Here is a 12,347-nt window from a genome sequence, read left to right as displayed (position 1 = left end):
GGCCTGCGGGCCGGTGTGGGTGATGTCGTCGGGATCGGACGGATCCGGCGTACCGCCCCCGCCGAGCAGGCCACCGCCGGTGGGCGGACCCGCCGGCTCCGCACCCCGACGGCCCCGGCCGGACGGCCCGGTGTCGGGCCCACCTCGGCCGAAGAGCCCACCGCCCGTTGAGGGTTCGGGGTCACGACGGACCCGGCCGGGTGCGCCCCGACGGCTCGGGCCGGCGGGTTCGCCGAACGGCTCGTCCGGGGTCCGGCCGAGCAGACCACCACCGGCCGGGCCGGAGGGGAACGGATCGGGGCCGGGCTCGGGAGCGCGGCGACCGCGGCCGAACAGGCCCCGGCCACCCGTGGCCGTGCGCTCGTCACCAGGCTCCTCATCACGACGGCCGCGGGCGATCGGGCCGGAGCCCGTGCCGCTTCCGGGACGGGAGGGGCTGCTGGGGTTACCGGAACGCGAGGGAACCGGAAAATCGTCATCCGGCGGCCCGACGGGATCGAAACCCTGCGCCGGGGTACCGGGACCGGCTGCCCGACCCGCCCGAACACCCGGGGTGGGGCCGCGACGTCCGTCGCGACGCGCGTCCTCTTTCGGGGGTCTGGTCTCGAAACCCCCCGAAGGGGCACCGTCGGCGGGCGCGTCGCGGTAGGGGCTCACCGGGATGCTGCCGGACTGGGTGGTCCGCTGCGGCAAACCCGGGTGCGAGGTGCCGCGCAGCGGTGCGGGCCGGCCACTCGGCGGAGGCTGGCCCAGCTGACCACCCGGGCCCAGCTGACCACCCGGGCCCGGCTGACCACCCGGGCTCGGTCGACCGCCCGGGGCAGGCGAACCGCCCGGCGCAGGCCGGCCACCCGGCGCAGGCTGGCCACCTGCGCCGGCGGAACGACCAAGGAACTGGTCGAACGATGATGTGGACGGCCCGTTGGACCGGATGCCGTGCCCCCGGTCGCGACCGAAGGTACGACCGGGCCGGGCCTCGTCGGCCGGCGGTTCGCCACCCGGGCGAACGCGGCCACCGCGCCCGAGGCGCGCGCCACCCAGCCCACCGCCCGGGGTGCCGCCGAGACGGCGGCCCCCCAGACCACCGGAGCTGTTCTGCTCATCACCCGGCTCGTCCGCCGGCCAGGCGTCCTCCTCCGCGGCACCGTCGGGCCAGGAGTCTCCGGACGCCGGGCCCCGCGCGGCCCGGCGTCCCCGGCGGGACGAGGAATCGGACGGACCAGAATCTCCGGCCATGCTCATACCTCGAGGAGCTCGGTCTCCTTGTGCCGGAGCAGTTCGTCGATCGAGTCCACGTGGGACTTGGTCGACTGCTCCAGCTCCTTCTCGGCGCGGGCACCCTCGTCCTCGCCGATCTCGCCGTCCTTGACCGCACGGTCGAGCGTTTCCTTGGCCTTGCGCCGCACGTTACGCACGGAGACCCGGGAGTCTTCCGCCTTGGTGCGGGCCATCTTGATGTACTCCTTGCGGCGCTCCTCGGTCAGCACCGGGAGCACCACCCGGATGATGCTGCCGTCGTTGCTCGGGTTGACGCCGAGGTTCGAGTCGCGCAGCGCCCTTTCGATGCCACCCAGGGAACCCTTGTCGTAGGGCTGGATGAGGATCGTGCGGGCCTCGGGAACGGTGAACGACGCCAGCTGCTGCAGCGGCGTCGGAGCGCCGTAGTAATCGACCACGATCTTGCTGAACATGCCGGGCGTGGCCCGGCCGGTGCGAATGGCGCCGAAGTCTTCCTTGGCGACCTCGACCGCCTTGTCCATCTTCTCCTCGGCCTCGAGGAGGGTCTCGTCGATCACTGTCGCTCCTTCATCGCTGTCTGGGACGAACCGTTGTGGGCGGCACCACTGCCGCCAACCGTGCTAGGAGGAATCTGCTCCGACCCCGGCCGGATCAGCCGGCGGTGACGAGCGTTCCGATTCTCTCACCCCGCACGGCGGCCGCTATGTTCCCTTCGCCCTCCATGCCGAACACGATCATGGGCAGCTTGTTGTCCATGCAGAGGCTGAAGGCGGTCGCGTCGACGACCTTCAGCTGCTGGGTCAGCGCGTCGGAGTAGGTGACCTCGTCGAGCTTGCTGGCCGTCGGGTCCTTGCGGGGGTCGGCGGTGTACACCCCGTCCACACCGTTCTTGCTCATCAGCACCGCGTGCGCCTTGATCTCGAGCGCGCGCTGCGCGGCGGCGGTGTCGGTGGAGAAGTACGGCGCACCGAGCCCGGCGCCGAAGATCACCACCCGGTTCTTCTCCAGGTGGCGGATGGCCTTGCGCGGGATGTACGGCTCCGCGACCTGGCCCATCGTGATCGCCGTCTGCACCCGGGTGTCGATCCCGGCCTTCTCCAGGAAGTCTTGCAGCGCCAGGCAGTTCAGCACCGTGCCCAGCATGCCCATGTAGTCGGCGCGGCCGCGGTCCATGCCGCGCTGCGAGAGTTCGGCACCGCGCAGGAAGTTGCCACCGCCGATCACGATGGCGATCTGGATGCCCTCGCGGGCCACCCCGGCGATCTGTTCCGCGAGCGCCGCGACGACGTCGGGGTCGACACCGAGCTGGCCGTTGCCGAAGACCTCGCCGGAGAGCTTCAGCAGCACCCGCCGGTAACGCGGGCCCTCGATCGGGGACTCAGACATCCAGCTGTACCTCCTGGTTCGTCGCGCCCGCAGTACGGGCGTCGGGGGGCAGTCTGCCGCATGGAGCGGCAGACAGAGAAAAAGCCGGTGAGAGGCACGTGGCGCCTCTCACCGGCTTGTCACCGGTCGCTCTCGGGGAGCGACCGGGTGTTGCTACCGGCTCTGTGGATCAGCAGCCGGTACTGCTCAGACGCCCACCCGGAACCGGACGAAACCGACGGCAGTGATGCCCGCGGCGTCCAGAACCTTCTTGACGGTCGTGCCCTGGTCCTTGGCGAACTTCTGCTCGACCAGCACGTTCTCCTTGAAGAAGCCGCTCACGCGACCCTCCACGATCTTCGGCAGGGCGCCCTCGGGCTTGCCCTCCTCACGGGCCGTGGCCTCGGCGATGCGGCGCTCGTTCTCCACCACGTCGGCCGGGACCTCGTCGCGCGAGAGGTACAGCGGCGGCAGGGCCGCGATGTGCAGGGCGATGTCGCGGACGGCGTCGCTCTCACCACTCGCGGCGAACAGCACGCCGACCTGCGGCGGCAGGTCCGGGCTGGTGCGGTGCAGGTACGCCGCGACGGCCGGGGCCTCGATGCGGGCCACGCCGCGCAGCTCGATCTTCTCGCCGATGGACGCGTTGCCGTCGTCGAGCAGGGCCTGGACCGTGCGGCCGTCGGCCAGCTCACTCTTCAGCAGGGTGTCGACGTCGGCGGCCTTGACGGCCACGGCCTGGTCGAGCACCTGCTGGAGAAGGACCTGGAACTTATCGCCCTTGGAGACGAAGTCCGTCTCGCAGTCGAGCTCGACGATGACGCCCACGCCGGTTTCGGTGTACGCCGCGACAGCGCCCTGGGACGCGGTGCGGGACTCCCGCTTGGCCACGCCCTTCTGGCCCTTGACGCGGAGGTACTCGACGGCCTTTTCGTACGAGCCGTCGCTCTCCACGAGAGCGTTCTTGCAGTCCAGCATTCCGGCGCCGGTCTGCTCACGCAGCTTCTTGACGTCGGCGGCGGTGTAGTTCGCCATTGCACTGACTCCTGTTGTCGTAGGAGGTCGTCAGGTGGAATAAGTGCCGGATCGGGCGCGCCGGTCTCCCGGCGCGCCCACGAACCGACTCAGTTGGAGGCGGCCTCGGCCGGGGTGGCCTCGGTCGTCTCGGCAGCGGCGCTCTCCGCGGGGGCGCTCTGTGCGGGGGCCTCGGCGGCGGCCGGGGTGGCCTCCGCGGCGGGGGCCTCGGCGGCGGCGCTCTCGGCGGCGGTGCCCTCAGCGGCAGCGCCCTCGACGACCGGCGCGTCGGCCTGGCCGGCGAGCAGCTCGCGCTCCCACTCCGGCAGCGGCTCGGCGGCAGCGGTCGTGGTCTCGGCCGCGGCGGCGGTGTTCTGGCCACCACCGTGACGGCTCAGGAGACCGTCGGCCACGGCGTCGGCGACCACGCGGGTCAGCAGCGTGACGGAGCGGATCGCGTCGTCGTTACCCGGGATCTTGTAGTCGACCTCGTCCGGGTCACAGTTCGTGTCCAGGATGGCGACGATCGGGATACCGAGCTTGCGGGCCTCGTCGACGGCCAGGTGCTCCTTCTTGGTGTCCACGATCCAGACCGCGCTCGGGACGCGGGCCATGTCGCGGATACCACCGAGGGTGCGCTCCAGCTTGTCCTTCTCACGGCGCAGGACGAGGAGTTCCTTCTTCGTCATGCCGCTCTTCGCCACGTCCTCGAAGTCGATGACCTCGAGCTCCTTGAGGCGCTGCAGACGCTTGTGCACCGTCTGGAAGTTCGTGAGCATGCCGCCCAGCCAGCGCTGGTTGACGTAGGGCATCCCGACGCGCGTCGCCTGCTCGGCGATGGGCTCCTGGGCCTGCTTCTTGGTGCCGACGAAAAGGATGCTGCCGCCGTGGGCGACGGTCTCCTTGACGAAGTCGTAGGCGTTGTCGATGAACGACAGCGACTGCTGCAGGTCGATGATGTAGATGCCGTTGCGCTCCGTGAGGATGAAGCGCTTCATCTTCGGATTCCAGCGACGGGTCTGGTGCCCGAAGTGCACACCGCTGCCCAGCAGCTGGCGCATCGTAACGACGGCCATGTCAATCTCCTTGGCGCGCGCCACCGATGGGTGGGCGCAGTTTCTCTCGGTTGTTTAACGACACCGGCGGTGTCGCTCCTGGTGCCCACGACGCCCCAGACCCCTCCGCCGGCTGGGATCCAGCCGTCAGAATCAGGACCGAGTGAGACGCCACACCGTCTTGCGACGGACTGAACGCGGACACGCGAAGTCGACCGGCGCGCGCCGGTCGCGTGGGAAGTCTACCCGTACTCAGAGGTGCGGGATGACGACGGTCGGACAACCGCCGGGGGCACGCGGACATTCCGGACCGGTGTCTCCGATGGTGGACGTCCGTCACGGCGAACGTCCCGGGTCACCTTTCGGGGGGAGCCGGGAGGATCTCAGGCCCGCCCGTAATCGGTGACGATCCGGTAGTCCTTGGCCGGGCCGTCCACCTTCATGTCCACCGTCAGGCGGTCGCCGGGGGCCAGGCGGTAGGTGCCGCGGTACTGGTCGGCGCGGCAGTCGTGGATGTCGGCAGCGGTCCAGACGTCGCCCTGCTCCTCCTGCTCCGACTCGAACGCCAGCAGGTGCATGGTCGTGCCGTCGGCGAGCAGCACCCGGATCAGGCCCTGCTCCAGCACGTATTCGTACTCCCGGTAGGCCTCCCCCACGTACCCGCCCGGAAGCCGTACCTCGACGTCCTCGCGGTAGTGCAGCCGGCCGGGACCCGCCGGGGTGAAGGTCGCCGAGCCCGAGGCCGTGCCCTTGTCCGGATGTATCACCCGGCTCAGCGTCCAGCGCCCGGACAGGCGCCCGAACACCTGCTCAGCAATGTCCACCGACACCTCCACCGAAAACCCGGCCACGACGTCCACCGGTATTCATCCACCCGCCACGCCCCAACGCACCGCCACCCCCAACCCTTCCGACGCCAGGCCTTCCGACGCCAGGCCTTCCGACGCCAGGTCGCGGTCGCGGGTGCGCTGGTAGCCCACCACCCCTTCGTGATCATGCAAAGTCTCCCCGGAGTTCTAGAACTGTCGCGGTGAAGTCCGGATGGCCGGAGACACTTTGCATGATCACGAACAGTGGGTGGTGGTCATGCGGGGTGCCCGGGCGCTGGCTTAGGGTCGGGGCATGGTGGACGGTACGTGGCGCAAGGTCGCGAAGGCGGCGGGGCTGCTCGATCGGAACGGCGTGCCCACGCCGACGATCTTCGCCCGGATGAGCGAGCTGGCCGCGCGCACCGGCGCGATCAATCTGGGGCAGGGCTTCCCGGACACGGACGGGCCGGCGGTGGTGCTGGAGTCCGCCGTCGACGCGATCCGGTCCGGCGCGAACCAGTACCCGCCCGGGCGGGGCGTTGCTCCCCTGCGGCAGGCGATCGCCCGGCACCAGAGTCGCTGGTACGGGATGGAACCCGATCCGGACACCGAGATCCTGGTGACGGCCGGGGCCACCGAGGCCCTGACCGCCAGCATCATCGCGCTGACCGAGCCCGGTGACGAGGTGGTCGTGCTGGAGCCGATCTACGACTCGTACTCGGCCGCGATCGAGATGGCCGGCGCCGTACGGCGCACCGTGCGGCTGGAGTGGCCCGAGTACCGCCTCACCGCCGAGGCCCTGACGGCGGCGGTCTCCGGCCGGACGCGGCTGATCCTGCTCAACACCCCGCACAACCCGACCGGCCGGGTCCTGGACCGGGCCGAGCTGGACCTCGTCGCCGCCGTCGCCCGCGAGCGCGGCCTGATCGTCGTGGCGGACGAGGTGTACGAGCACCTGACCTTCGCGCCCCACCGGCACACGCCGATCGCGACCCTGCCCGGCATGGCGGAGCGCACGGTCACGATCTCCTCGGCGGGCAAGACCTTCTCGGTGACCGGGTGGAAGATCGGATGGCTGCACGCCCAGCGGGACATCGTGGATGCGATCACGGCCGTGAAGCAGTTCCTGACCTATGTGAACGGCAGCCCGTTCCAGCCCGCCGTGGCGCTGGGGCTGGGTCTGCCCGATGACGAGATCCGGGCCATCGGTGAGGATCTGGGCCGGCGCAGCACGCTGCTCACCGAAGGGCTGGCCGCGGCCGGGTTCGGGGTCCGGCCCAGCGACGGCACCTATTTCGTCATTGCCGACGCCGCGCCGCTGGGCTACACCGACGGCGCCGCGCTGTGCGACGACCTACCCCGTCTGGCCGGGGTGGTGGGTGTGCCGGTCCAGGCCTTCTCGGAGAATCCGTCCGTCCCGAGCTCCCTGGTGCGTTTCGCCTGCTGCAAGCGGCCCGAGGTGATCGCGGAGGCCGCCGGACGGCTGGCCGGGATGCGCACCTGAGTTCCTTCCGCGCACTCCCCCGGTCGCCACTTCCCGAATTCCCGATGACCGATCCGGCCAGGATGGATCACTCACGGCCCTTCACCGGGCACCAGAGCGGTTCTCGCCTGTGTCGGCACGGGTTTTTCGAGGGTGGGTCACGGCGTCCGAGGTCCCGGCACCCGGCACCCGGCACCGTTCGGCCACGTCGTCGTCCCACGTTCGCAACGTCGCCCCGGATTCGCCACGGTCCGCCCCGAGTTTGCCGTGGACGAAGGCAGCAGGAACCGCGCAAGACCCGGACTGCCCTGGTCAGGACCGGCGGGTCCGCTCACATCGGCCGAACGTGACCGCTGTCATGGTGTCGCGTCGCCGGCCCCGAAGCCCTGTTCATCCATCGGATCCCAGGTTCACCGAATCCTGCCTCGGCATCGCCCGTGGCTCGTTCAGCAGCTGCCTGGCAACCCCGTGACCCACGCAGTTGTCGGGCTTGTCACACACCCCACCACCCCTGCGGCCAGCTCCTCAGGAGCACGGTTCACCCGCTTTCCCATGGGCTACCCACAGGACGGGCAACTTTCTCGATCCACAGTTTTTCAGCAATATCGAGCGCATCAGACGCAACACCGGTTACCGTCGTCGCGGCGACCAGCGACCGGCGGGGGCCGATCGACGACAGGCGGTTCGATGCTTCGCAACGTCCAGGCCCTGCGCGGCATCGCCGCGCTGGCCGTTGTCATCGCACATATCAGCGACTCGTCCGGCATCGAGCGCAAGTGGCTCGCCGGCGACTGGTACTGGACCGGGTTCATGCACGATCCGGGCCAGGCCGGGGTCGACCTGTTCTTCGTGATCAGCGGCCTGATCATGGTCGTGACCACGAAACGGCTGGTCGCGGGCGACGCGACCGCGCGGCGGTTCCTGCTGCGCCGCGCGATCCGGATCTACCCGGCCTACTGGATCGCCACACTGCCCATCCTGGCGCTCTTCCTGGTGAAGCCGGACATGGTGAACTCCTCGATGGAAGACCCGCCGCGCATCCTGGAATCGCTGCTGCTGCTCCCCCAGCCCGGCCTGCCCCTGCTGATGGTCGGCTGGACGCTGACTTTCGAGCTGTACTTCTACCTGATCTTCGCGTTGGTGCTGTTCCTGCCGCTGGCCGCGCGCCTGCCCGCGCTGACCGTCTGGGGCGCCGCGACCGTCGGGCTCGCCTACCTGTTCGAGGGGTCGTCCAACCCCTGGCTGGCCACCACCGCCGCGCCCATCGTGCTGGAGTTCCTGTTCGGCGCGGTGGTCGGCTGGCTGATCGTGCGAGGGACGTTCGTTCTGCCGTGGCTCTTCACCCTGGGCGGAGTGAGCGGCGCTGTCGCCGTCCTGGCCCTGGGCGACTTCCCGGGCCCCTGGTACCGCCCCCTGGTCGGCCTGCCGATCGCCGTCGCCGTCTACGGGATCGTCGGCCTCGAGCGCCGCTCGGACCTGGTCGCCCCGCAGTGGTTGCAGACCGTGGGCGACGCCTCGTACTCGATGTATCTGTGGCACGTGCTCGTCCTGACCGCCCTCGGCCGGGTGGTGCTCGTGCGGCTTCCCGAGAGTTCGCTGATTCATGGCGCGGCCCTGGTCTTCTCGCTGGTGGCCGTGCTCGTCTCGTCGCTCATCGCTTACCGGGTCGTGGAGAAGCCACTGACCGAGATGTTGCGGGAGCCATCCGATCTGATGCCGTCCTGGACGCGGGTACAGGCGCGGCACGCGGCCTGAGAACGGCGACAGCCGGATCCAGCGGGAGCAGTACCGCCGGCCCCCGGGAGATTCCCAGCAGTTCCAGCGGATCCATGTAGGTCCCGTCTCTTCGCACGCCCCAGTGCAGGCAGACTCCCGGCAGGCAGTGACTTCCCGGGCCGGTGCCGAGCAGCTCGCCCAGCACTGCCCCCGCGCCGACCGCCTCGCCGCGGTGCACCCGGGTGCGCACCGGTTCGAAGCTGCTGACCAGACCGCCGCCGTGGTCGATGCTGACCACCGGAGTTCCGGCCACCACGCCGGAGAAACTGACCGTGCCCCCGAACGGTGCGGTCACCGCCTGCTGAGACGATCCTGCAAGATCTACGCCGCGGTGGCCGGGCGACCACGGGTGCGGACCCACCGCGAAACCCCGCACGATCGCCGGGCGAGGCCGCAGCGGCCACTCCCAGCTCGAGACCGGATCAACCGCCCGGGGCGGGGTCACCGGCGAGAGACCAAGTACAGCGCCGAGAATCAGCATCAGTGTCGTCGTCACCACTTCAGGCTGCCGGACCGGAAGCAGGCCGGGAACGGCGAACGGGCGGGTTGTGGACAACCCGCCCGTCGTGCCGGCCTGTGGAAAGCACCCGGCTGGACAGCTCTCAGCTCGCTTCGGAGAGCTTTCCCCGCAACTGCATCACGGCCTTGGTGTGCATCTGACAGATCCGGGACTCGGTGACACCGAGCACCCGGCCGATCTCGGCGAGGGTGAGGCCCTCGTAGTAGTAGAGGGTCACCACGATCTTCTCCCGCTCCGGCAGCTGGTTGATCGCGCGGGAGAGCATGAACTTGGTCTCCTCGCTCTCGAACGCCTGGACCGGGTCCTCGGCCTTGGTGTCCTCGAGCGTGTCGACCAGGGAGAGCTTGTCGCCCTTCTCACCGCCGACCGTGAGGAGCTCGTCGAGCGCCACCACATTGACGTACGAGACCTGGGAGAAGACGGCGTGCAGCTCTTCCAGCGTCATGCCCAGACGCTCGGCCACCTCGGGCTCGGTGGGCGAACGGTGCAGCTCACCCTCGAGGGAGGCGTAGGCGCGCTCCACCTCGCGGGCCTTGTAGCGCACCGATCGCGGGATCCAGTCGATTGCCCGCAGCTCGTCGATGATCGCGCCCCGGATCCGCGAGATCGCGTAGGTCTCGAACTTGATCGCCCGGTCGATGTCGAACTTCTCGATGGCGTCGATCAGGCCGAAGATGCCGTAGGACACCAGATCAGCCTGCTCGATGTTCGGCGGCAGACCCACACCGACCCGGCCGGCCACGTACTTCACGAGCGGCGAGTAATGCAGAATCAGGCGTTCGCGGGTCGTCTGGTCGCCGGTGAGCTTGAACTTCTCCCAGCGCGCCCGCAAAGCGGCTTCGTTGGCCGCGACGGCGTCCTCCGCGGTCACGTCGACGAGAGCGTCGCTGTCGGCAGTCACCCGGGTCCCTCCCTGCTCAGCGCCTAGTCATCCGGTCAGGCTGCTTCGTAGTGCTCAGGCCCTGGGGTGGGCCTGACGGTAGCTCGCGCGCAGCCGTTCCACGGAAACGTGGGTGTAGAGCTGCGTAGTCGTGAGCGTAGCGTGACCGAGCAGTTCCTGTACGCTACGAAGGTCCGCGCCGCCGTCAAGAAGATGAGTCGCGGCGCTGTGACGTAACCCGTGCGGGCCAAGCGATGGCGCGCCTTTCACCCGTTCGAGTGCCTGATGCACCACCTGTCGGACTTGACGCTGGTTGACCCGACCCCCCCGTTTTCCCAAAAATGCCGCCGCTCCGCTGTTTTCGCTGGTCAGAGCCGGTCTCCCGCGATCCAGCCAGGCATTCACCGCAGTGGCCGCCGGTACTCCGAACGGAACGACGCGTTCCTTACCGCCCTTGCCCAGGACCCGGATCGTGCGACGTTCCCGGTCGATGTCGTCGACGTCGAGCGAACAAAGTTCACCCACTCGGACGCCAGTCGCGTACAGCAGCTCCAGAAGAGCCAGGTCACGGACGAGCATCGGGTCGCCGGCCGGGACCTTGAGAGCTGCCGAACCGGTTTCCGTCAGGCCGTTCTCGACCGCGCCTGCAGCCTCGACCAGAGCGCCCCGGGCCTGGTCCTGGCGCAGGACACCCGGCAGCTGCTGCCCTCGCTTCGGTGCTTGCAGCCGGGCTCCCGGATCGGTGGCGAGCCGTCCACCGCGGAACAGCCAGCGGCTCAGCGCCCGGGCACTCGCCGCCCGCCGCGCCAGACTGGCCCGGGCCTGGCCCGCCGTGGACATCGACGCCAGCCAGGAACGCAGCACGGCGAGCGTGAGCAGGTCGTCGAGCGCCCGATCGGTGCCGACCGCGCTCCGGGCGTGTCGCAGGAGCTCGGTGGCGTCGGTCGAGTAAGCCCGCACGGTGTGCTCGGAGAGGTTGCGCTCCACCGCCAGATGACGGGCGAACTCCTCCACCAGGATTTCGTCGTGTGCATTCCTGACGTACGGGGAATTGAGGACGCCGGCGGGCTCGGTCGATCGGTCAGGGGACTGGTCGGGCATCTGCTCACCGTCCACCTTTCGGGCGTACGGCTCAAGCACAGGGGGCGGTGTGCCGTGCAGGTGTCATGAGCAGGACTAGTCTCCGGGGGATGAATCGACCCCCCGACACACCGGGAAAACGTCTCGTCCGGATCGGTACCCGGTCGTCCCCGATGGCGCTGGCCCAGGTCGAGCGTGTGCGCACCGAGCTCACCGCCCTGGTGCCCGGGCTGACGGTCGAGGTCGTCCCCGTCACCACCAGCGGGGACCGCTGGCCTGGCGCCCTGTCCGACCTCGGTGGCAAGGGCGCCTTCACCAAGGAGGTCGACCAGCTGCTCCTGTCCGGCGAGGTCGACCTGGCCGTGCACTGCATGAAGGACGTTCCCGGCGACCGTCCGGTGCCGGCCGGCACCACGTTCGCCTGCTACCTGGAACGCGACGACGTACGGGACGCCCTCATCCACCCCGGCGGCCTCTCCCTCGACCAGCTGCCCCCGGGCACCCGCATCGGCACCTCCGCCGTCCGTCGCATCGCCCAGCTGTCCCGCCACTACCCGCACCTGACCACCGTGCCGATCCGCGGCAACGCCAACAACCGGCTGGCCAAGCTGGAGGCCGGGCACGCCGACGCCCTCCTGCTCGCCTACTCCGGCCTGGAGCGCATCGGCGAGACGGCACGCGCCACCCAGATCCTCGATGTGGGGACGATGTGCCCGCCGATCGGTGCCGGTGTCCTCGGTCTGCAGTGCCGGGAGAACGACGCGGACACCATCGAACTCGTCGGCCGTCTGGGCAGCACCGACACCTGGCGGCAGACCACGGCCGAGCGGATGCTCCTGCACGTGTTGCAGGGTCACTGCAACAGCCCGATCGCCGGATTCGCGTCGTCCCTGCCCGACGGTCGCCTCACCCTGCGCGCCATGGTCTTCTCCCTGGACGGCAAGACCTCCCTGGAGGCCGAGGAGACCGGCAGCACCTCGGACCCGGTCCTGCTCGGCACCTCCGTCGCCATCACCCTGCTGCGGCAAGGCGCCCGGGAACTGATCGACGAGTCCGCAGACCAGCACTGACGATCGAACGACCGAGCCGCCGGCCGCCGGGGCTGAAGCCAGGACCGGACAGGGCC

At 69.8% G+C, this 12,347-nt stretch carries 11 protein-coding genes and 1 pseudogene; 3 read left to right on the top strand and 9 right to left on the bottom strand.

Annotated elements, in window-relative coordinates; genetic code table 11:
• The 6 genes and pseudogenes from LR393_RS26575 to LR393_RS26550 all read right to left on the bottom strand — a co-directional run.
• Positions 1-1,236 (bottom strand): annotated as a pseudogene (locus LR393_RS26575) (hypothetical protein); the annotation flags it as partial.
• A 2-nt stretch (positions 1,237-1,238) separates the two neighbouring features.
• On the bottom strand, positions 1,239-1,796 hold the full coding sequence (gene frr / locus LR393_RS26570) for a ribosome recycling factor (protein WP_231487452.1): 558 nt from the start codon (positions 1,794-1,796) through the stop codon (positions 1,239-1,241).
• 94 nt (positions 1,797-1,890) lie between these two features.
• Positions 1,891-2,625, bottom strand: coding sequence for a UMP kinase (pyrH, locus tag LR393_RS26565; RefSeq protein WP_231487450.1), 735 nt, complete (start codon positions 2,623-2,625; stop codon positions 1,891-1,893).
• Positions 2,626-2,811: 186 nt separating this feature from the next.
• Entirely contained in the window at positions 2,812-3,639 is an 828-nt protein-coding gene (gene tsf / locus LR393_RS26560) for a translation elongation factor Ts (RefSeq protein ID WP_231487446.1), read from the bottom strand.
• An 89-nt stretch (positions 3,640-3,728) separates the two neighbouring features.
• Positions 3,729-4,694 (bottom strand): 30S ribosomal protein S2, encoded by a 966-nt coding sequence (gene rpsB / locus LR393_RS26555; RefSeq protein WP_231487445.1) that lies wholly within the window; start codon positions 4,692-4,694, stop codon positions 3,729-3,731.
• 362 nt (positions 4,695-5,056) lie between these two features.
• Complete coding sequence (locus tag LR393_RS26550; RefSeq protein WP_331282990.1) at positions 5,057-5,497, bottom strand: DUF6314 family protein; 441 nt, start codon at positions 5,495-5,497, stop codon at positions 5,057-5,059.
• Positions 5,498-5,795: 298 nt separating this feature from the next.
• On the opposite strand from LR393_RS26550, the gene LR393_RS26545 reads away from it, so the two are divergent.
• Positions 5,796-6,986, top strand: a complete 1,191-nt coding sequence (locus LR393_RS26545; RefSeq protein ID WP_231487444.1) for an aminotransferase class I/II-fold pyridoxal phosphate-dependent enzyme — start codon at positions 5,796-5,798, stop codon at positions 6,984-6,986.
• A gap of 666 nt (positions 6,987-7,652) precedes the next feature.
• Positions 7,653-8,720 carry an acyltransferase family protein gene (locus LR393_RS26540; protein ID WP_231487443.1) on the top strand — a complete coding sequence of 356 codons (1,068 nt, stop codon included), beginning with the start codon at positions 7,653-7,655 and terminating at the stop codon, positions 8,718-8,720.
• On the opposite strand, the gene LR393_RS37200 is transcribed toward LR393_RS26540, so the two are convergent.
• From LR393_RS37200 to LR393_RS26530, 3 genes are all read right to left on the bottom strand, one after another.
• Positions 8,617-9,222 (bottom strand): M23 family metallopeptidase, encoded by a 606-nt coding sequence (locus LR393_RS37200; protein WP_407937359.1) that lies wholly within the window; start codon positions 9,220-9,222, stop codon positions 8,617-8,619. The two genes, LR393_RS26540 and LR393_RS37200, sit on opposite strands and share 104 nt — an antisense overlap.
• Before the next feature lie 121 nt (positions 9,223-9,343).
• Positions 9,344-10,132: an RNA polymerase sigma factor WhiG gene (gene whiG, locus LR393_RS26535; RefSeq protein ID WP_331282992.1), complete on the bottom strand. Its 789-nt coding sequence runs from the start codon at positions 10,130-10,132 to the stop codon at positions 9,344-9,346.
• 84 nt (positions 10,133-10,216) lie between these two features.
• The gene (locus LR393_RS26530) at positions 10,217-11,281 is read right to left on the bottom strand and encodes a tyrosine recombinase XerC (RefSeq protein ID WP_331282989.1); all 1,065 of its coding nucleotides are present in this window, start codon (positions 11,279-11,281) and stop codon (positions 10,217-10,219) included.
• 50 nt (positions 11,282-11,331) lie between these two features.
• Between LR393_RS26530 and hemC the strand changes: the two genes are divergently transcribed.
• On the top strand, positions 11,332-12,291 hold the full coding sequence (gene hemC, locus LR393_RS26525; protein WP_231487441.1) for a hydroxymethylbilane synthase: 960 nt from the start codon (positions 11,332-11,334) through the stop codon (positions 12,289-12,291).
• Positions 12,292-12,347 lie beyond the last annotated feature (56 nt).

Source organism: Kineosporia mesophila, from assembly GCF_021129235.1.
GTDB lineage: Bacteria > Actinomycetota > Actinomycetes > Actinomycetales > Kineosporiaceae > Kineosporia > Kineosporia mesophila.
Note: the sequence above shows the minus strand (reverse complement) of the source record. Positions and strands in the feature narration are given on the sequence as shown.